This window comes from Mycolicibacterium sp. ND9-15, assembly GCF_035918395.1.
Classification (GTDB): domain Bacteria; phylum Actinomycetota; class Actinomycetes; order Mycobacteriales; family Mycobacteriaceae; genus Mycobacterium.
This window is the reverse complement of record NZ_CP142362.1, coordinates 5,004,488-5,023,218: the sequence shown is the minus strand read 5'-3', so window position 1 is coordinate 5,023,218 and position 18,731 is coordinate 5,004,488. Positions and strand designations below refer to the sequence as shown.

Annotated in this window: 15 protein-coding genes; 5 read left to right on the top strand and 10 right to left on the bottom strand. The window is 67.0% G+C overall.

The features are described 5' to 3' along the window. Nucleotides 1-54 precede the first annotated feature (54 nt). The gene (locus tag QGN32_RS23850) at nucleotides 55-726 is read right to left on the bottom strand and encodes an SDR family oxidoreductase (RefSeq protein WP_326546611.1); all 672 of its coding nucleotides are present in this window, start codon (nucleotides 724-726) and stop codon (nucleotides 55-57) included. A gap of 374 nt (nucleotides 727-1,100) precedes the next feature. On the opposite strand from QGN32_RS23850, the gene QGN32_RS23845 reads away from it, so the two are divergent. Together QGN32_RS23845 and QGN32_RS23840 are read left to right on the top strand one after the other, a co-directional pair. After that, entirely contained in the window at nucleotides 1,101-2,126 is a 1,026-nt protein-coding gene (locus tag QGN32_RS23845; protein ID WP_326546610.1) for an APA family fibronectin-binding glycoprotein, read from the top strand. A 78-nt stretch (nucleotides 2,127-2,204) separates the two neighbouring features. Further along, nucleotides 2,205-3,221 carry a zinc-binding alcohol dehydrogenase family protein gene (locus tag QGN32_RS23840; protein WP_326546609.1) on the top strand — a complete coding sequence of 339 codons (1,017 nt, stop codon included), beginning with the start codon at nucleotides 2,205-2,207 and terminating at the stop codon, nucleotides 3,219-3,221. Between the two features lie 466 nt (nucleotides 3,222-3,687). Here QGN32_RS23840 and QGN32_RS23835 read toward each other — a convergent pair whose 3' ends face one another. Then, complete coding sequence (locus QGN32_RS23835; protein ID WP_326546608.1) at nucleotides 3,688-4,449, bottom strand: CPBP family intramembrane glutamic endopeptidase; 762 nt, start codon at nucleotides 4,447-4,449, stop codon at nucleotides 3,688-3,690. Nucleotides 4,450-4,460: 11 nt separating this feature from the next. Further along, nucleotides 4,461-6,878 (bottom strand): phosphoketolase family protein, encoded by a 2,418-nt coding sequence (locus QGN32_RS23830; RefSeq protein WP_326546607.1) that lies wholly within the window; start codon nucleotides 6,876-6,878, stop codon nucleotides 4,461-4,463. Nucleotides 6,879-6,963: 85 nt separating this feature from the next. On the opposite strand from QGN32_RS23830, the gene QGN32_RS23825 reads away from it, so the two are divergent. The 3 genes from QGN32_RS23825 to QGN32_RS23815 are packed head-to-tail and all read left to right on the top strand — an operon-like array spanning nucleotide 6,964 to nucleotide 11,608. Further along, the gene (locus QGN32_RS23825; protein ID WP_326546606.1) at nucleotides 6,964-7,839 is read left to right on the top strand and encodes a TIGR03619 family F420-dependent LLM class oxidoreductase; all 876 of its coding nucleotides are present in this window, start codon (nucleotides 6,964-6,966) and stop codon (nucleotides 7,837-7,839) included. Then, the gene (locus QGN32_RS23820; protein ID WP_326546605.1) at nucleotides 7,836-10,139 is read left to right on the top strand and encodes a CoA transferase; all 2,304 of its coding nucleotides are present in this window, start codon (nucleotides 7,836-7,838) and stop codon (nucleotides 10,137-10,139) included. Before QGN32_RS23825 ends, QGN32_RS23820 begins: the two co-directional genes overlap by 4 nt. Beyond that, nucleotides 10,139-11,608, top strand: coding sequence for an acetyl-CoA acetyltransferase (locus QGN32_RS23815; RefSeq protein WP_326546604.1), 1,470 nt, complete (start codon nucleotides 10,139-10,141; stop codon nucleotides 11,606-11,608). The genes QGN32_RS23820 and QGN32_RS23815 overlap by 1 nt, the downstream gene beginning before the upstream one ends. A 6-nt stretch (nucleotides 11,609-11,614) precedes the next feature. Here QGN32_RS23815 and QGN32_RS23810 read toward each other — a convergent pair whose 3' ends face one another. The 7 genes from QGN32_RS23810 to QGN32_RS23780 all read right to left on the bottom strand — a co-directional run bounded on the left by QGN32_RS23810 (nucleotide 11,615) and on the right by QGN32_RS23780 (nucleotide 18,689). After that, nucleotides 11,615-12,202, bottom strand: a complete 588-nt coding sequence (locus tag QGN32_RS23810) for a hypothetical protein (protein WP_326546603.1) — start codon at nucleotides 12,200-12,202, stop codon at nucleotides 11,615-11,617. A gap of 59 nt (nucleotides 12,203-12,261) precedes the next feature. After that, nucleotides 12,262-12,990: a DUF72 domain-containing protein gene (locus tag QGN32_RS23805; protein ID WP_326546602.1), complete on the bottom strand. Its 729-nt coding sequence runs from the start codon at nucleotides 12,988-12,990 to the stop codon at nucleotides 12,262-12,264. Between the two features lie 4 nt (nucleotides 12,991-12,994). Further along, on the bottom strand, nucleotides 12,995-13,249 hold the full coding sequence (locus QGN32_RS23800) for a hypothetical protein (RefSeq protein WP_326546601.1): 255 nt from the start codon (nucleotides 13,247-13,249) through the stop codon (nucleotides 12,995-12,997). Beyond that, nucleotides 13,230-13,601: a TfoX/Sxy family protein gene (locus tag QGN32_RS23795; RefSeq protein ID WP_326546600.1), complete on the bottom strand. Its 372-nt coding sequence runs from the start codon at nucleotides 13,599-13,601 to the stop codon at nucleotides 13,230-13,232. Before QGN32_RS23795 ends, QGN32_RS23800 begins: the two co-directional genes overlap by 20 nt. 100 nt (nucleotides 13,602-13,701) lie before the next feature. Then, entirely contained in the window at nucleotides 13,702-16,032 is a 2,331-nt protein-coding gene (lon, locus tag QGN32_RS23790) for an endopeptidase La (RefSeq protein ID WP_326546599.1), read from the bottom strand. A gap of 207 nt (nucleotides 16,033-16,239) precedes the next feature. Next, the gene (locus tag QGN32_RS23785; protein ID WP_326546598.1) at nucleotides 16,240-17,244 is read right to left on the bottom strand and encodes an esterase family protein; all 1,005 of its coding nucleotides are present in this window, start codon (nucleotides 17,242-17,244) and stop codon (nucleotides 16,240-16,242) included. 188 nt (nucleotides 17,245-17,432) lie between these two features. Continuing rightward, the gene (locus tag QGN32_RS23780) at nucleotides 17,433-18,689 is read right to left on the bottom strand and encodes an alpha-hydroxy acid oxidase (protein WP_326549234.1); all 1,257 of its coding nucleotides are present in this window, start codon (nucleotides 18,687-18,689) and stop codon (nucleotides 17,433-17,435) included. Nucleotides 18,690-18,731 lie beyond the last annotated feature (42 nt).

Below are 18,731 nucleotides of genomic sequence, written 5' to 3'. Positions count from 1 at the left end.
CACACCCAACCGGAGCTCTCGCCCCGCCTCAGCTTCGGGCGAACAGTGGAAGATTCAGCCGAAGCTCGCGAGCGCACCCCTGCTGACATGCAAGGTCTGGCCGGTGATGTGGCGCGCCGCCGGTGTCGTGAGGAACAGCGCGAGACGGGCGATCTCCTCAGCGACCGGCGGCGGCGTGCGCGACAGGCCCTCGTAGCCTGGTTCGGCGCTGCGACCCGACGCCACCGCGTTCACGGTGATGCCCCGAGTGCCGAAGTATTCGGCCTGCCCGGCGGTCCAGTCGGCGAGCGCAGCCTTGATCGCCGCCTCGGCGCTGCCTTCGAGCGGGCTCTCGGGCACCACATTGACGATCGAGCCTCCCGAGCGCAGATGGTCGCCCAGGATCTGCACGGTCAACACGGCGGACACGACTGTCGAGTCGAGCGCCTCCCGCCACGCCCTGGCCAGGTCCGCCAGCGAATACGTGCGCGGGTCACCGTCGTCCCAGCGAGGTGCGGGCACGTTGACGATCGTGTCGAGGTGATGAGGGAACTTCGGTCGCGCTGCTTCCAGGCTGGCCGGATCGGTGTTGTCGAACACGATCGCGTCGACATCGAGTTCCTTCGCGGCGACTTCGAGATCGTCGCGACGAGCGCCCGCGATCACGACGCGGTGACCGGCGTCCCGGAAGCCTCCGGCGATCGTGCGACCCAGATCGGTGTCACCGGCGGTGACGAGCACCTCCATCGCGAGGACCTCCTTGTCATGTCGATGAAATCCAGCGATGCAGGCGATGTTACTGGACAGTAGCTAGACCACGAAACCGGCGCGCGGCGTAGTGAAACCGGCGTTTCTTCCCGTGAGGGGGGAGGAGGCCACCAATGCGCCGGAGTCGCCCATCGGGACCTGTAACGGACATTCGTGCGGCCGCGAAGAACGGGTCAGACCCCGGGGGGCGAGCCGGTCGGGCATCCCCGCGCCACGCGCGGGGATGCCGCCATGTCAGCAATCTGCTAAGTGGCTCTCACCAGGCTCTTTCAAATTAGTAGCTATTTTCTATTTGAGCACGTTTTGAGCAATTCACACTTGCGTCACGGCGGTAACACGGTAGTTTCTTCCCCATGGATCACCCGGACGCGTTTTCACCCCCGCGCAGGGGCCTGTCGAGGATGCTCGCGGCCGCGGCGCTGACCGGTGCCACCGCCGTGGCACTCGCGCTGCCGACAGTGGCGCAGGCACAGCCCGAACCGACGCCACCGCCGCCACCACCACCGTCGGGTAACACCTTCCTGCAGGGCCCGCCGCCTCCGCCGGCACCCGGTGCGCCCGCGCCGGCCCCCGCGGATCCCAACGCGCCCCCACCTGCTCCGGCACCCGGTGCACCGCCGCCTGCGCCCGCGGATCCCAACGCGCCGGCACCGGCGCCTGCCGACCCGAACGCGCCGGCTCCGCCACCCGGCGACCAAGGGCGCGTCGAGTCAGCCGCCGGCGGGCTCAGCTACGTACTGCCCGCCGGGTGGCAGGTAGCGGATTCAACCCAACTCTCCTACGGGCAGGTGCTGCTGACCAAGGTGGCTCCTCCGGGTGGCGAGCCTCCCAATGACACCAGCATCCTGCTCGGCCGGCTCGACCTGAAGCTGTTCGCGGGTGCGGAGACCGACAACACCAAAGCCGCGCACCGACTGGCTTCGGATATGGGCGAATTCTTCATGCCTTTCCCCGGCACCAGGATCAACCAGGAGACCGTCGAACTCAACGCCGACGGCATGCCGGGCGTCGCGTCGTACTACGAGGTGAAGTTCACCGATACGAACAAGCCCAACGGCCAGATCTGGGCCGGTGTCGTCGGTAACCCGGTCGAGCCCGGAACGCCGCGCGGACAACGCACACCCGAGCGGTGGTTTGTGGTCTGGCTCGGCACTGCGAACAACGCTGTGCCGAAGGAAGAAGCGGTGACGCTGGCCAACTCGATCCGGCCGTACACCGCGCCGCCACCGCCCGCAAACCCGAATGCCGCACCGCCCCCGCCGCCGGCAGATCCGAACGCTCCACCGCCCCCGCCGGCAGATCCGAACGCGACCGGCCAGGATCGCGTGGGCGTTCCGGTGCCGGTTGACCCGAACGCCGCTCCCGGAATGCAGCCTTAGTCATCGAAGGCCGCAAGCCGGCTGAGTGCGAAATCCCAAGCGAGCGCATAACTCTCGGCACGGGAGCATGATAGAGGTATGGTCATCCCCACGATGAGTGCGTGGCGGGTCCGGCGGCCGGGCCCGATGGCGACCCATCCGCTGGAAAGAGTTACCGTGCCCGTGCCTGAGCCCGGGTCAGGTGAACTGCTCGTTGCCGTGCACGCCTGCGGCGTGTGCCGCACCGATCTGCACGTCGCCGAGGGCGATCTCCCGGTTCACCGACCGAGTGTCATTCCAGGCCACGAGGTGGTTGGAGAGGTCGCCGCAATTGGCTCCGACACCGGCGGCGGGTTCGCAGTCGGCGATCGCGTCGGCATCGCGTGGCTGCGCATGGCCTGTGGATCTTGCAGGTTCTGTGTCCGCGGGCAGGAGAATCTATGCCCGCAGTCCCGCTACACAGGCTGGGACGCAGACGGCGGCTACGCCGAATTCGCCACTGTTCCAGAGACGTTCGCTCACCATCTGCCCGCAAGCTATTCCGACACCGAGTTGGCGCCGTTGTTGTGCGCCGGCATCATCGGATATCGATCACTGTTGCGGGCCGATCTTCCCGCCGGCGGCCGGCTGGGTATCTACGGTTTTGGCGGCAGCGCTCATCTCACCGCGCAGGTGGCACTCGCCCAGGGAGCGGAAGTACACGTCATGACCCGCGGCGAGCGAGCTCGCGAGTTGGCGCTCTCGCTGGGGGCGGCCTCGGCGCAGGACGCCGCCGATCGTCCGCCGGTCGCATTGGACGCCGCGATCTTATTCGCGCCGGTGGGCGAACTGGTGTTACCCGCTCTCGAGGCTCTCGAACGCGGCGGCACACTCGCCATCGCGGGCATCTATCTCAGCGACATTCCGGTGTTGAGCTATGAGCGCCATCTTTTCCAAGAGCGCCAAGTGCGATCGGTGACCTCCAATACGCGCGATGACGCGCGCAACTTCCTCGAGTTTGCCGCACAACACCACATCGACGTGACCACCGTCGAATACCCCCTCGGGCGTGCTGACGACGCTTTGTCCGCGTTGAGTGACGGCCGCATCGCCGGCGCGGCGGTCTTATTGGTCTGACCACACCCACCTCCGCCGCATACGTTTACGGTGAAGCCAATCTTGCTGTATCGGTTTATGGCGGGTTCTACACTGGGGTCAGGCCGGGGTTTTGAGGGAGGCCTGACGATGCGGGGGACGTATTTTCATCGGGTAATAGTTGTTCCGGCAATTCTCACGCCGCTCACGACCCTAGCCCTGTTGTCGCCGGGTACAGCCAACGCGGTCGAATGTGGCGTGGGGACGGTGTACGACCCGCCGTCGAACACTTGCATCGCCGCGCCGCTTCCGCCGCCGCCGCCACCGCCACCGGTATGGAACGGTGACATAACACCGTATTTCTCCGTCGGCGTCTGCGCGCCCATCCCCTTCGTATCGATCTGCGCAGGGATCTGAGCGCAAGGGTGAGACCTGGGCCGCCGTCTTCGACGTGCGCTTACAAGCTCAAGAACGGGGAGTTCCGCACCTGCCAGCGCTCGCCTGGCCCTCAGCTCAGATGCCACACCAACGCGGCGGCCAGCGCGCCGAGCCCGTTGAGCGACCAGTGCAGCGCGATAGGGGCAATCAGGCTGCCACTGCGACGCCGTAGCCAGGTGAAGACGAAGCCGGCCACGGCGGTAGCGGCCACGGCCAACGCCACACCCGCGACGGTGCCCATGACCCCGCCGCCGAAGATGCGCGTGAACCCGACATTGCTGCTGGTCAGGCCCAGCGAGGTGGCGATGTGCCAGAGCCCGAACAGCAGTGAGCCCGCCGCGGCGACACCGCGGAAGCCCCAGGCGCGGTTGAGCGCACCGTGCAGCACACCCCGGAAAGCCAGTTCCTCGGGGATCACGGTCTGCAGCGGAATGATGACCATCGACGCGATCAGGGCGCCCGAGATGGTGGCGTAGTTGTTGTTCATGAACATCGGTCGCGTCCATGGCAGCAGCGCGCCCATCGCGATCACCGACAGGACCAGCGCGACGGCGCCCAGCGCGTAGCCGGTCCCGGACCTCCAATGTTCGCGGCCCAGGCCGAGTTCGGCCCAGCCCAGGCCGCGCGACCGGACCAGGACCAGCAGGCCAACCGCTGCCGCAGGAACCGTCGCGACGCTGGCCCACGGCGTGGTGAAATGCGCGATCAAGTTCGTCAACGCCAGCACCACCACGACCACCGCGATGTCGACATAGGTACGGAAGTGGTGCAGGGCGGAAAGCTGTTCGACCAGCGGATGCGGACGCTGGGCTAGCACGGCTTGGTCGGACACAAAAATCCAGTTTAGCGGTCGTGTTCGCTAAGCGTGTCCTGCGACAGCGACGGTGCAGCGTAGTCCGGATCCCAGGTCCACCCCGAGATCGCCGGATCGTCCTCGCCGTGCTCTCGCGTGTAGAGCCGGGCCGCCAGGCGGGCGTCGGCCATCTGCTGGCGCAACCCCGCCGCACCGCTGCCCAGACCTTCGACACGGTCGATGACATCCATGACCAGGTGGAATCGGTCGAGATCGTTGAGCATCACCATGTCGAACGGCGTCGTCGTGGTGCCCCGCTCCTTAAAGCCGCGCACGTGCATTTGGGGGTGGTTGGCGTGGCGGTAGGTCAGCCGGTGAATCAGCCATGGATAGCCGTGGTAGGCGAAGATGATCGGTTTGTCCCTGGTGAAAATCGAGTCGAAATCACGCTCGGACAAGCCGTGTGGGTGCTCGGAGGCGGGCTGTAACCGCATGATGTCGACGACGTTGACGACCCTGACCTTCAGCTCGGGCAGCCGCCGACGCAGGATGTCGGCGGCGGCCAGGGTCTCCAGCGTCGGGATGTCACCGGCGCAGGCGAGCACGACGTCCGGATCCCCGGTCGCGGTGCTCGCCCACTGCCAGATCCCGAGCCCTCTGGTGCAGTGCGCAATCGCGGAGTTCATATCCAGGTAGGTCAGCGCCGGTTGCTTACCGGCGACGATCACGTTGACGTAGTCGCGGCTGCGCAGGCAGTGGTCGGCCACCGACAGCAGGGTGTTGGCGTCCGGCGGCAGGTACACCCGGACGACCTCCGGCCGCTTGTTGGCGACGTGGTCGATGAAGCCGGGATCCTGGTGCGATGCGCCGTTGTGGTCTTGTCGCCAGACATGCGACGTCAGAAGGTAATTCAGCGACGGGATCGGCATGCGCCAGGACAGTTCCCGGCTGCTGGAGAGCCATTTGACGTGTTGATTGAGCATCGAGTCGATGATGTGGACGAACGCTTCGTAGCAGTTGAACAGCCCGTGCCTGCCCGTCAGCAGGTAGCCCTCGAGCCAGCCTTGGCAGAGATGCTCGGACAACACCTCCATCACCCGGCCCTCCGGACCGAGGTTCTCGTCGTCGGGGCCGATCTCGGCGAGCCACGTCTTGTCGGTCGCTTCGAGAGTGGCCGACAGCCGATTGGATGCGGTCTCGTCGGGGCCCATCAACCGGAACCGGTCGGTGTTGCGCGCAATGACGTCGCGCAGGAAGGCGCCGAGCACCCGCGTCGCCTCGGCCGATTCGGAGGCGGGTTTGTCGACCGGCACCGCGTAGTCGGTGAACGGGGGTAGATCGAGATCCTTGAGCAGCAGCCCGCCGTTGGCGTGCGGGTTGGCGCTCATCCGCCGCTGCCCGCACGGGGCGATTGCCCGCAGTTCGGCCCGCAATGCGCCGTCGTCGTCGAATAACTCCTCGGGTCGGTAGCTGCGCAGCCACGCCTCGAGTTGGGCCCGGTGTTCGGGGTTGGTGTGGGTCCCGGACAGCGGAACCTGGTGGGACCGCCAAGTGCCCTCGACCTTCTTGCCGTCGACCTCTCGAGGGCCGGTCCAGCCCTTCGGGGTGCGTAGCACCACCATCGGCCACAGCGGGCGACCCTGTTCCTCGTCCAGACGGGCGGCCCGCTGGATCGCGCCGATCTGGTCGAACGCCTCGTCGAACGCGGTGGCCAGTTGTTGATGCACGTTGGCCGGATCGTCCCCGGCCACCGTGATCGGCCGGTAGCCGTAGCCGAACATCAGCGACTCGAGTTCCTCCTGAGGTATCCGCGCGAGCACCGTCGGGTTGGCGATCTTGTATCCGTTGAGGTGCAGGATCGGCAGGACCGCACCGTCGGTGACGGGGTTGAGGAACTTGTTGGAATGCCAGCTCGCCGCCAGCGGACCGGTTTCGGCCTCACCGTCGCCGATCACGCAGGCGACCACCAGATCCGGATTGTCGAACGCCGCACCGTAGGCGTGCACCAGCGCGTAGCCCAGCTCGCCCCCCTCGTGGATCGAGCCGGGCGTCTCGGCGGCGACGTGACTGGGGATGCCACCGGGGAAAGAGAACTGGCGGAACAGCTTTTGCAGCCCGTCGGTGTCTTCGGTGATGCCCGAGTAGACCTCGCTGTAGGTGCCTTCCAGATAGGCGTTCGCCACCAGGCCGGGGCCGCCGTGGCCGGGTCCGGTGAGGTAGATCAGGTTGGCGTCACGGTGGCGGATGATGCGGTTGAGATGCGCGTAGATGAGGTTCAATCCCGGCGTGGTGCCCCAGTGGCCGAGCAGGCGTGGCTTGACGTGGTGCGGCGCGAGTGGTTCTCGCAGCAGCGGATTGTCCAGCAGATAGATCTGCCCGACGGACAGGTAGTTCGCCGCGCGCCAGTAGGCGTCGACGAGGTCGAGTTCATGGGCGGGCAGGGTGGGGGAGAGTACCTGGGCAGTCATCTGGCTCATCATCGTCGGGGCGGGTGAACACGGGACGTACTCCTGGTACCCGATGCGACGGAACCTACCCACTAGCCTGTCCAGCGTGTTGGGATTCGCGGTGCCGCAGTTCGGGGAGTCCGCCCGGGCCGACCTGATGCGATATGCGGCCACCACGGAAGACCTCGGGGCCGACAGTCTTTGGGTGGGAGACCGTTTGCTGACGCCGGTGCATCCCAGCGTCGGCTACGCGGGCGGCGACACCATCCCCGAGCAGTTTCGTGCCGGCCTGGATCCTTTCATCGCGTTGGCGGTGCTGGCCGCGGTGACGAACCGGGTGCGGTTGGGCAGCAGCGTGTTCGTCGCACCGTGGTATCCGCCGGTGCAGCTGAGCCGTCAACTGACCGCCATCGACGTGATCAGCGGGGGCAGGTTGCTGCCGGGCTTCGGCATCGGTTGGTCGCCCGAGGAGTTCTCGGCCGCGGGCGCCCCGTTCCGCCGCCGCGGAGCCCAGTTGGATGAACTGCTCGACGCTTTGCAGCAACTGTGGACGACGAATCCGGTGGCTCATGACGGTGAGCGGTGGTCGATCCCGTTGTCGTGGGTGAACCTCAAGCCGGTGCAGCAACCGCGGCCGCCGATCTACCTCGGCGGGTTCACCCCGGCGAGCCTCGAGCGCATCGGGGCGCGCGCCGACGGGTGGCTGCCCGCCGTGCAGGTGCCCGGCGGTGTCGTACCCGAGATCCTCGCCCGGCAGCGCCGCGCCATCGATGACGCCGCCCGCTCGGCCGGCCGGGATCCTTCGGCCATCCACACCTACGTACGGATCAACGTCGCCGACGGCGCACCGATCGAAGCGGTCGCCGAAGCCGTGCGGAGGCTGGCCGATGCCGGCTACCGGGACGTGTTCGTCGACCTGATGTACGTGGCGACGAACATCGAAGAGCACCTGCGGTGGGCCGAACGGCTGCTGGCGCCATGAGTGAGCGACTGCTGGCAGCCGTGCGGGTGCTCGATCTCGGCGGTGCCGAATCCGATGGGGTGAGCCGTCTCTACGCCGACCTCGGCGCCGATGTGTTGAAAATCGAGCCGCCGGGTGGAAGTTCCGCCCGCGCGGTGCTGCCGACGGTGGCCGGGACGAGCGTGCCGTTCGGGTTGGGCAATGCGAACAAACGCTGCGCGGTCCTGGACCCAGCCGTCGCTGATGACCGCCGTCAACTACTGGATCTGGTGAGCGCCGCCGATATCGTCATCGATGGCGGAAGTCCCGGCGGCGCAGTGATGTTCGGCACCACGTGCGCCGCGTTGGCGCAACGGTTCGGCCATCTCGTGGTGCTGTCGGTCACCGACTTCGGCGCCGAGGGGCCGTATGCCTCGTGGCGGGCCACCGACCCGGTGTTGTATGCGCTGTCGACTGCGCTGTCGCGTACCGGGCCGACCTCGGGGACTCCGGTGCTGCCCCCGGTCGGCCTGGCATCGGGGACCGCAGTCGTGCAGGCGGCATGGGCTGCGCTGGCCGCCTACTATCGCCGATTGCGCGACGGCACCGGCGATTACATTGACTTCTCTCGATTCGAGGGGGTGCTCCAGTCGCTGGACCCGCCGTTTGGCTCGGAGGGGCAGGCAGCCGTCGGCGTCAAGAAAACCACCGAGATCTGGCGGGGTAGACCGCGTAACCAGAACATCTACCCGATCTTCGCCTGCAAGGACGGGCATGTGCGCATCTGTTTGCTGTCTGCGCGGCAGTGGCGTGGTATGCGCGCCTGGCTCGGTGAACCCGAGCAGTTCGCCGACCCGAAATTCGACACGATCGCCGCGCGCTATGCGTCGTCGCGTGAACTCAACGCGCTGATCGCCGACTTCGTCGCGCCGCACACGATGGATGCCCTGGTGACCGAGGGGCAGGCGCGAGGGGTGCCGATAGCCGCCATGCTGACGCCTACGGAGGCACTGGCTTCCGAGCATTTCCGCGTCGTCGGCGCTTTGACCACCGCGCAGTTCTCGCCCGGAACCCAGGTCGCCGCACCCGCGGGACCTTTTGTCGTCGACGGACGACGCACCGGCATGAGATGGCTGGCGCCGCCCCCGGGAACCGACGAACCAGCCTGGGCCGGTGCGTCATCGGCGTCCCCGACGGGTACGGTCGCGGTGCGGCGTCCGTTCGACGGACTGCGGATCCTCGATCTCGGCGTCATCGTCGCCGGGGGCGAACTCGGCCGGTTGTTCGCCGACCTCGGCGCCGAGGTGATCAAGGTCGAGAGCGCCGCCTATCCGGACGGATTGCGCCAAACGCCTCCGGGCCAGGTGATGAGTAGGTCGTGGGCGCTGACTCATCGCAACGAGCAGAGCCTCGGACTTGACCTACGCACTCCCGCGGGTGCCGAACTGTTCTCCCGTCTGGTAGTCGACGCCGATGCGGTGTTCGCCAACTTTCGGCCGGGAACCCTTGCCGCACTCGGTTTCTCATATGAACGTCTGCGGGAACTGAATCCCCGCATCGTGCTCGCCGAGAGCAGCGCCTTCGGCTCGACAGGACCGTGGAGCGGGCGGATGGGTTATGGACCGCTGGTGCGTGCGACCACGGGGATCACCTCGCTGTGGACGTCGCACGACCGCGGGTTCTACGACGCGACGACGGTCTTCCCGGACCATGTGTCGGCGCGGATCACGGCGATCGCGGCGCTGGCGGCGTTGATCCGGCGTGACCGGACCGGGGAACCCGCACATGTCCAAGTCTCGCAGGCGGAGGCCGCGATCAACCAGTTGGCGACGCGCTATGTCGCCGAGGCGGCACGCGCCGCCCACCTGCCAGTCGTCGAGGACGGGTCCGCGCACGGCGTGTATCCCTGCGCCGGCGAGGACGAGTGGTGCGTGATCTCGCTGCGCTCCGACGCCGACCGCGACCTGTTGGACTCTCTCACCGGCGGCATCGACATCGCGGAATGGACGCGCACGCGGGACAAGACCGCGGTGGCGCGCGCACTGCAGGAGGTGGGGATCGCCGCGGCGCCGATGAACCGCGTCGTCGATGTGCCGGTCGATCCGCAGGTCAGCGCCCGGAATGTGTTCGCCGACATGGCACATCCGATGTTCGAGGCGCCCATGCTCGCTGAAACGCGGCCCGCGCCGTACACCAACATCCCGCCCGCCCGGATGCAACCGGCGCCGATGCCGGGGGAGCAGACCCGCAAGATCTGTCAGGAAAGCCTCGGCATGTCGGTCGAGGTCACCGATCGGCTCATCGCCGACGGCGTGCTCTTCGCGTATCGAGAAAGGCCGTGATGGACCCCAGGACGCCGGTATTGGTCGGCTACGGGCAAGTCAACCAGCGTGACGAGAATCCTGATGTCGAGCCGATCGACCTGATGGTCGACGCTGCGCGCGCCGCAGCCGACCCCCGGGTCCTCGAATCCGTCGACTCGGTGCGGGTGGTCAGCCTCCTCTCCTGGCGGTATCGTGATCCGGGACTGCTTCTGGCGCAACGTCTTCGGGCCGACGGTGCCACCACGCGCTACACCGGTGTCGGCGGCAACACGCCGCAGTCACTGGTCAACGAGGCATGCCTGGACATTCAGAAGGGGCGCGCCGACGTCGTCGTGATCGCTGGCGCGGAGACCTGGCGAACACGAACCCGGTTGCGCGCCAAGGGCATCAAGCCGGACTGGACCCGCCAAGACGAATCGGTCCCGATGGCCCCCGGTGCCGACGACGGGGTGCCGATGGCCGGACCCGCTGAGATCCGGATCAACCTGGACCGGCCCGCCTATGTCTACCCGATGTTCGAACAGGCCTTGCGGATCGCCGCGGGCGAGTCCGGGGAGGAGCACCGGCGTCGGGTTGGGCAACTGTGGGCGCAGTTCAGTGCGGTGGCCTCGACCAACCCACACGCCTGGAGCCGGGACCCGGTGTCCGCGGAGCAGATTTGGCAGGCCGGCCCGGGCAACCGGATGATCAGCTGGCCGTACCCGAAGCTGATGAACTCCAACAACATGGTGGACCAGGCGGCGGTGCTCGTGCTGACCTCCGCCGAGAAGGCGGCATATCTGCAGATACCCAAGGACCGGTGGGTGTTTCCCTATTCGGGCACCGACTCGCATGACACGTACGCGATCGGGGAACGGGCAGAGTTCTACACCTCACCCGCCATCCGGATCGGGGGTCGACGGTCGCTGGAACTCGCCGGGTCCGGCATCGACGACGTCGCGCTGGTCGACCTCTACTCGTGCTTCCCGTCGGCGGTACAGGTGGCCGCCAACGAGCTTGGGCTACCGATCGGGGACGCCGAAAGGCCGCTCACGGTAACCGGTGGGCTCACCTTCGCCGGCGGGCCGTGGAACAACTACGTGACCCATTCGATCGCCACCATGGCTGACAGGTTGGCCGCCCACACCGGCCAGTTGGGTCTGATCACCGCCAACGGCGGCTACCTCACCAAGCACAGCTTCGGTGTCTACGGCGCCGAGCCGCCACCGCACGAGTTCCGTTGGGAAGACGTGCAATCCGAGGTCGATCGCGAGCCGACCCGGACCGCACTCGTGGAGTGGGCGGGGGTGGGCACGGTGGAGACGTGGACGACCCCGTTCAGCCGGGAAGGATCGCCGGAGAAGGCGTTTCTCGCGGTCCGCACGCCCGACGACTCGCGCGTACTGGCCGTCATCACCGATGCGGCGGGTGCGGCGGCGACGGTCGACGAGGACATCGCCGGCGCCAAGGTTCAGGTCAATCCGGACGGTACCGCCACACTGCTCTGACCGCGGCTACCGTGCGTTGGCGGGCACCTCGGTGTACTGCGGCTTGAACCCCTCCGGGGCGAAGGTGAAACCCCTGCCGGTCGCCTCGCTCATGCACGAGACGCCGACTTCCTGCACGTTGCAGCGGAACCCGGCCGCGATGAGGATCTTGTTGAATTGGAGCACATTTGCGTCCTCGAGGACGAACTCTGGCTGCTCCAACGCGACGAAGCGGGGATCACGGTCGCGCTCGATAACGACCGCGTTCGGCGCGGCCTGCTCGCCGGCGGCGTTCGGCACCGATTGCGGTTGGCCGGTGATGTTCATGCTGAAAAGGGGGGTGGTCGCTGACTGGCAACCGGCCTTGACGCGCGGCACGATCGCGCACGCCCACCGGCCACTCGGGGTGGTGAAGTAGTAGGTGGCCGCACCCGCCGGATGCGCCACATAGTCGAATGCGCTGACCAGGTGGGCGCTGTTCGGGGCCGGAGGCGGCGCAGAGGTGCTGGAGGTCGGAGGCGCTGCCTCGAGCGGCTCATCGGTGGTGACGATCCGCTCACCCGAACAGCCAGCGGCGAGGATCGCGGTGGCCGAGATCAGACATAGGACACGCATTTCGGTTCCTAAGCGTGCCCCAACCCCAATTGGGCGGGGGAGGCGGGGGTTAGCCTCGGTTAGCCCGCCAGCATCGCCTTGAGTGTCTGCGCGTTGCGCACGGCGTGGCCGCCCAGGTCGTTGTTGAAGTAAACCAGGACGCGCCTGCCTTCGCGATCCCACGACAGGATCCGGCCGGCCCAGCACCGCAACTCGTCGTCGGGGTATGACCCCGCGTACATCGAATCCTGGTCGGGGCCGTGCATCCGGATGTAGACCAACTCACTGGTCGCCCGCGGAATGCACCGCAGCCGTGCGCCGCTCATCACGACGTACGCCGCTTTGTAGCGTTCCAGCAGCGCAAATACGGCAGGATCGTCCCACGACGGGTGCCGCAGCTCCATGGCCACCGGGATCCGATCCGGCATCAGCTTCAGGAAGTGCTCCAGGCGGGCGTCGTCGCGTTCCAACTCCGGATGCAACTGCACGAGCAGGGCCTCGCCGCGGTCGGCCAACAGGTTCCAGCACCGATCGAACCGTTCGACCCATGGTTCTGGTTCCCGCAACCTCCGGTAGTGCGTAAGCCCGCGCTGGGCCTTGACCGACATCGTGAAACCGTCGGGTAAGCGCTGCCGCCAGCCGGCGAACGCGGCGTCTTTGGGCCAGCGGTAGAAGCTGGCGTTGAGCTCGACGGTGTCGAACTCCTCGACGTAGAGTGAAAGCCGCTTCGCCACCGGCGTGCCCGCGGGGTACAGCACGTCCGTCCAGTGGTCGTACGACCAGCCCGACGTGCCGATCCGGATGACCACTGCCTCAGCCCCGGGCCGAAACCGCGTCACGCAGTTTGTCGTCGAGCGACACCTTCACCACCGCCGCGCGAAACAACTCCGGGGCGGCAGCCACCGCAATCCAGGCGTCGGTTGGTTTGCTCGAGAGCATGCACAGCGTCAGCGACTCAAACCATGGCATCGGCTTGTCCACCAACCGGATAACCGCATCTTCGACGTGAATCGTGCCCGCGCGTTCCAACAGGCGTGCTGCCAGCTTCTCACATGCTGCGGCGTCCACGTCGGCTGGCGTACCCGCGGTCTTTCGGCGGCAAACTCCTCGCGTACTCGACCCCGCGGATGATCCACCGCCGCAGTTGCCGTTGGCTTTTCACCCCGTCGATGGAAACCCGCAGCCACCCGCGTGTCTCCCTTCCGGCCATGGTCATCGGTGCGACGTGGTCGCGCGTCAGCAACTTCGCGGTGTCGCCGGGCGGCACCCGCACCATCAGGCCACCCTTCCCGCTAGCCGCCACAGCCATGTTGCCGTTGATCAGGAACGCCAACCCGCCGAACATCGGCGTCTCCTCGACACCTCGTTCGCCGCCGAGCAGTTCGCGGATGCGGTGAGCCAGGTCCTCGTCATAGGCCATCAGACGACCGTAGCGCGGCACGTGCGCGCGCACCTTCGCTCGAAGTTGCGCTGAGGGTCGTAACCGGTCAGCGATCACGACACTCAGTGCAATCTTGCGGTTAGGCGGCGGTGGCCGCCTCCTCTGCGGGTTGCAGGGCCTGCGCGACGATCTCGGCGACGTCGGTCATCAGTTTGACCTCCAGTGCGTCGAGGACGTCGGCTGGCACCCCGCCATGTTCGGGTTCCAGATCCGCCTCGTTGCGCTGGGGAATGAAAACCGTTGACAGACCGGCCCGTTGCGCCGCCAGCAGTTTCTGCTTGACACCGCCGATGGGCAGCACCCGGCCGTTCAGCGTGACCTCGCCGGTCATGCCGACGTCCGACCGCACCTGTCGACCGGTGGCCATCGAGACCAGCGCGGTCACCATCGTCACACCCGCCGACGGACCGTCCTTCGGCACGGCGCCCGCAGGCACGTGGACGTGGATCCGCCGGTCCAGCGCCTTGGGGTCGACGCCCAACTGCTCGGCGTGCGAGCGAACATAGGACAGTGCGATCTGTGCGGACTCCTTCATCACGTCGCCCAGTTGGCCGGTCAACTGCAGCCCCGGTTCACCATCGGTCGCGCCGGCCTCGATGTAGAGCACATCGCCGCCGAGGCCGGTGACCGCCAGTCCGGTGGCCACACCCGGCACAGCCGTGCGTTCTGCCGACTCTGGCAGGAACCGTGGACGACCCAGGTAGGCAACGAGATCCGGCTCGTCGATGTTGATCGGACCCGACTCTGTGGCGAGCTTGGTCGTCACCTTGCGCAGTGCCTTGGCCAGCAGCCGCTCGAACTGACGAACCCCCGGCTCGCGGGTGTAGTCAGCGGCGACCTTGCGCAGCGCGACCTCGGTCACCGTCACATCGTCCTCGGTCAGCGCCGCGCGCTCCCGCTGCCGCGGCAGCAGGAAGTCCCGGGCGATGGCGACCTTGTCGTCCTCGGTGTAGCCGTCGATTTCGACCAGTTCCATGCGGTCCAGCAGCGCCGACGGGATGCTCTCGATGACGTTGGCCGTCGCCAGGAACACGACATCGGACAGGTCGAGGTCCAGGTCCAGGTAGTGGTCGCGGAACGTGTGGTTCTGCGCCGGGTCCAGGACCTCCAGCAGCGCCGCCGCGGGGTCGCCGCGGAAGTCGGAGCCGACCTTGTCGATCTCGTCGAGGAGCACGACGGGGTTCATCGAACCCGCCTCGCCGATGGCGCGCACGATGCGGCCCGGCAGCGCGCCGACGTAGGTGCGGCGGTGCCCACGGATCTCGGCCTCATCCCGCACGCCGCCGAGGGCGACACGAACGAACTTGCGGCCCAACGCCCGCGCCACGCTCTCGCCCAGCGACGTCTTGCCGACGCCGGGCGGGCCGGCCAGCACCATCACCGCACCCGAACCGCGGCCACCCACGATCTCCAGACCGCGCCGGGCTCGCCGGGCCCGCACGGCCAGGTACTCGACGATGCGGTCCTTGACGTCCTCCAGGCCGTGGTGGTCGGCGTCGAGGATCTGCCGCGCGGCCGTCAGGTCGGTGGAGTCTTCGGTGCGCGCGTTCCATGGCAGGTCCAGCACGGTGTCCAACCAGGTGCGGATCCAGCCGACCTCGGGGCTCTGCTCGCTGGTGCGTTCCAGCTTGCCGACCTCACGCAGCGCGGCTTCGCGGACCTTGTCGGGCAGGTCGGCGGCCTCGACACGGGCCCGGTAGTCGTCGGAGGACCCGTCGGCGTCGTCCTCGCCGAGTTCCTTGCGGATCGCGGCCAGTTGCTGGCGCAGCAGGAATTCCTTCTGCTGTTTCTCCATGCCGGACCGCACGTCCTCGGCGATCTTCTCGGTGACCTCGACCTCGGCCAACTGATCACCCGTCCACTCGATCAGCGAACGTAACCGCGCGGCGACGTCCGGCGTTTCGAGCAGTTGACGCTTCTGGACCTGCGTGAGATAGGAGGCGTAGCCCGCGGTGTCGGCCAGCGCCGACGGGTCGGAGAGCTGGTTGACGAAGTCGATGATCTGCCACGCTTCGCGCCGCTGCAGCATCGCAAGCAGCAGCTTCTTGTATTCCGCGGCGAGTTTGACCGTCTCCTCGGTCGCCTCTGGCTCTTTGACCTCGGTCACCTCCACCCACAGCGCGGCGCCCGGTCCCGTGGCGCCGGCACCGATGTGGGCACGGCTCTCACCACGAACCACCGCGGCGGGTCCGCCGACCATGCGGCCGATCTGCACGATCGAGGCCAGCACACCGTGCGACGGGTACCGGTCCTCGAGCCGCGGCGCGATCAGCAGCTCGCCGGACTCGCTGGCCTGGGCGGCGTCGACTGCCGTGCGCGCGGCCTCGTCGAGCTCGATGGGCAGGACCATTCCGGGCAGCACGATCGACCCGCTCAGGAACAAGACCGGAACTGTCTTGGCTTCAGCCATCAATCCTCCAAAATGTGAGTCTGATGCGCTCAACCTTTAGCCGGTCTGATTTGTTCCCCCACCCTCGTGGCGAAATAGCGTTCCTGGTTGCTGTCTGCGCCGATTCGCGACCATGGATTCTCATTCGCGGGGGACGACACACGGCAGGAAGCCTGCCGTTCGGGGCAAACGGCAGGCTTCCTGTGTGGGTGGATCTAGGCGGCGCTCCTAGGCACTGGCCTGTGCCCCCAGCACCCGCTGGATGTCGGGCTTCATCATCTCGAGCTGCTGACCCCAGTAACCCCAGCTGTGAGTGCCCTGAGCCGGGAAGTTGAACACTCCGTTGGTGCCACCCGCGGCGACGTACCTGTCCTTGAAGGTGACGTTGGTCCGCAGCGTGAACCCCTCCAGGAACTGCGCTGCCATCAGGTTCTGCCCGGCGGTACCGCCATCGAGGTCCGACGGCGTACCGGTGCCGCAGTAGATCCAGATGCGGGTGTTGTTGGCCACCAACTGGTTGATGTTGATCATCGGGTCGTTGCGCTTCCACGCCGGATCCGATGACGGGCCCCACATGCTCTCGGCGTTGTATCCGCCTGCGTCCTGCATCGCCAGCCCGATCAGCATCGGCCACCACCCCTCGGAGGGGTTGAGGAAGCCCGAGAGCGAGGCGGCGTAGATGAACTTTTGCGGGTAGTAGATCGAGTACGTCAGCGCGGTGCTGCCCGCCATCGAAATGCCCACCACCGCATTGCCGTTCTGCGACACGCCCTTGTTGGCTTCCAGCCACGCCGGGAGTTCCTGGGTCAGGAAGGTCTCCCACTTGTACGTGTAGTCCTGGCCGTTACCCCGAGACGGCTGGTACCAGTCGGTGTAGAAGCTGGACTGCCCACCGACCGGCATGACGACCGACAGCCCGGACTGGTAGTACCACTCGAAGGCCGGGGTGTTGATGTCCCAGCCGTTGTAGTCGTCCTGGGCGCGCAGACCGTCGAGCAGATAGACGGCGTGCGGTCCGCCGCCCTGGAACTGGATTCGGATGTTGCGGTTCATCGCCGGGGAGAACACATCCAGATACTCGACGGGCAGCCCCGGGCGGGAGAACGCCCCCGCGGTCGCCGAACCCCCGGCGAAGCCGATCAGCCCGGGCAGCGCCGCGACTGTCAAGGCGGCCACCGCCATTCGGCGCAACAGTTTTGTACCGGTACCTCGGCACCTCTCCAAGATGTTCATAACGGCAACCAACCCACCTTTCATCGCTTCCACAAGCAATTGCCGTTGCTTTGCCTGCGTAATGAAACACGGCCGCGCGGCGGGACTGTCGGCTCGACATGCGGTTCGCACGTCGCGGTTGGCTAACGATTACGACTCAGCGAGGACTCGCGAAAGCTGGATTTGTGCTGCTGCCGGTGGGAACAGAGTTACTCGAGTGACATCCTGTCGGGGTCCGACAAGCCCCGCCTCAGTCGGTGGAGTTGAGTGACATGCCGTGGACCGAGTTCGCCCAAAGACTTCACTCCGAGTAGCCGCATTGTGCGGCTGACCTGCTCCGAAAGAATTGTGATCGCCCTGTCGACGCCGGCCTCGCCGCCCGCCATCAGCCCGTAGAGGTAGGCACGACCCACCAGCGTGAACCGCGCTCCGAGGGCGATCGCCGCGACGACGTCGGCACCGGACATCACCCCGGTGTCCAGCAAAACCTCGGTGGTGTTGCCGAGTTCGGTCGCGACGCGCGGCAGCAGATGAAACGGCACCGGCGCGCGGTCGAGTTGGCGGCCTCCGTGGTTGGACAGCACGATGCCGTCCACACCGAGGCCGACAACGGCCCTGGCGTCGTCGAGCGTCTGAATTCCCTTGACCACCAGCTTCTTCGGCCACTGCTGCCTGATCCAAGCGAGATCATCGAAGGTCACCGTCGGGTCGAACATGGCGTCGAGGTATTCGGCGACGGTGCCCGGCCATCGATCCAGTGAGGCGAACGACAGAGGTTCGGTGGTGAGCAGGTCGAACCACCACCGCGGATGGAGGGCCGCGTCGAGCACGGTGCGCAGCGTCAGGGTCGGCGGGATCGACATCCCGTTACGGGTGTCGCGCAGGCGCGCACCGGCTACCGGTACGTCGACCGTCACGAGCAGCGCGTCGTAGCCCGCGGCCGCGGCCCGTTCCACGAGAGCCATCGACCGCTCCCGGTCTTTCCACATGTATAGCTGAAACCAGTTGCTTCCGTGCGGGTTCGCACACTTGACGGCTTCGATCGAAGTGGTGCCCAGCGTCGACAGCGCGAACGGGATGCCGGCACGCGCCGCGGCACGGGCGCCTGCGATCTCTCCCTCGGTGTGCATCAGCCTGGTGAAGCCGGTCGGCGCGATTCCGAACGGCAGGGCGACCCGGGCGCCGAGCACTGTCGCGCTTGTGTCCACACTCGACACGTCGCGCAGGATGGCGGGGTGAAACTCGATGTCGCGGAACGCTTGTCGGGCACGCGCCAGCGATAGTTCCTCTTCGGCCGCGCCGTCGGTGTAGTCGAACGCCGCCTTCGGGGTGCGGCGCTTGGCCAGCCGTCGCAGGTCGTCGATCGTCATGGCCGCGGCCAGTTTGCGCCGTGTCGCGTTCAGTTGCGGTCTCTTGAACCGCAGCAACGGCGCCAACTCGCGGGGCCGGGGGACGCGGCGCGTCACCATGGCCGGTTGGTATTCGTCATTGAGTTGCACAGAGTAGCT